We start from the raw sequence: 1,010 nt of genomic DNA on the forward strand, positions 1-1,010 counted from the left end.
GATCGCGGCCTCCGAAGGCCGCAAGCAGGAGCAGATCAACATCGCCACCGGCGAGCGCGAGGCCTCGATCGCCCGCTCCGAAGGTGCGCGGCAGGCCGAGATCAACAAGGCGCAGGGCGAGGCGTCGGCGATCACCGCGGTGGCCGACGCCACGGCCGGCGCCATCCGCAAGATCGCCGAGGCGATCCGCGAGCCGGGCGGCGAGCAGGCCGTGCAGCTGAAGGTGGCCGAGAAGGCGGTCGATGCGTACGCGCACCTGGCGCAGAAGAACAACACGATGATCGTGCCGGGCAACATGAGCGAGGTGGCCGGCCTGATCGGCACCGCGATGGCGCTGATGAAGGCGAAGGCACCAGGCCAGCCCTGAGCGAAATTCCCGCGGGACCGGTCCGAAGCCCCCTCGGAGGTAGGCTAAACTCGCCGGCTCCGGAGAGATGGATGAGCGGTTTAAGTCGCACGCCTGGAAAGCGTGTGGGGGTTAATAGCCCCCCGCGGGTTCGAATCCCGCTCTCTCCGCCAGATGCATGGGCAACCAGCGCACGGTCACTCGCAGGCCGCGGCCCTCGGGGCCTTCGATCCCGTCTGCCAACTCGACCGTCGCACCATGGCGATCGGCCACCGACTTGACGATGGCCAAGCCCAGCCCACTGCCCGGCTGCGCCTGGTCGGGCACACGGAAGAAGCGGTCGAACACGCGCTCGCGCCAGTCTGCCGCGATGCCCGGACCGGCATCCTCGACCACCAGCGATGCATCGCCCCCCACCCGCACCGACACCGTCGACCCGGCCGGCGAGTACTTGATCGCGTTCTCGACCAGGTTGTCGACCAGCGACGTCAGCCCCTCGCGCTCGGCCTCGATCTCGCAGCGCTCGGCGCACGCCAGCTCCAGCTCGACGCCACGCTGCGTCGCCAGCCCCGACAGCGCCGCCAACCGGTCCTGCACCAGCTCGTCGAGCGACAGCCGCGCGGCCTGGGTGCGCCCGCTGTCGCTGCGCATCAGCCCCAGCAGC

2 protein-coding genes and 1 tRNA gene are annotated in these 1,010 nt (G+C 70.2%); 2 read left to right on the forward strand and 1 reads right to left on the reverse strand.

Translation table 11 applies throughout. From position 1 onward, the window contains the following. Together AC1D01_RS36300 and AC1D01_RS36305 are read left to right on the forward strand one after the other, a co-directional pair. Positions 1-367 (forward strand): band-7 C-terminal domain-containing protein (locus tag AC1D01_RS36300; protein ID WP_477874605.1); only part of this gene is annotated, 367 nt, incomplete at its 5' end. A gap of 61 nt (positions 368-428) precedes the next feature. Next, positions 429-519 (forward strand) — tRNA-Ser (locus AC1D01_RS36305). Here the strand turns inward: AC1D01_RS36305 and AC1D01_RS36310 are convergent. After that, a partial coding sequence (locus AC1D01_RS36310) for a sensor histidine kinase (protein WP_477874607.1) occupies positions 479-1,010 on the reverse strand: 532 nt, incomplete at its 5' end. The genes AC1D01_RS36305 and AC1D01_RS36310 overlap by 41 nt on opposite strands.

The organism is Rhizobacter sp. P3_B12, assembly GCF_056402895.1.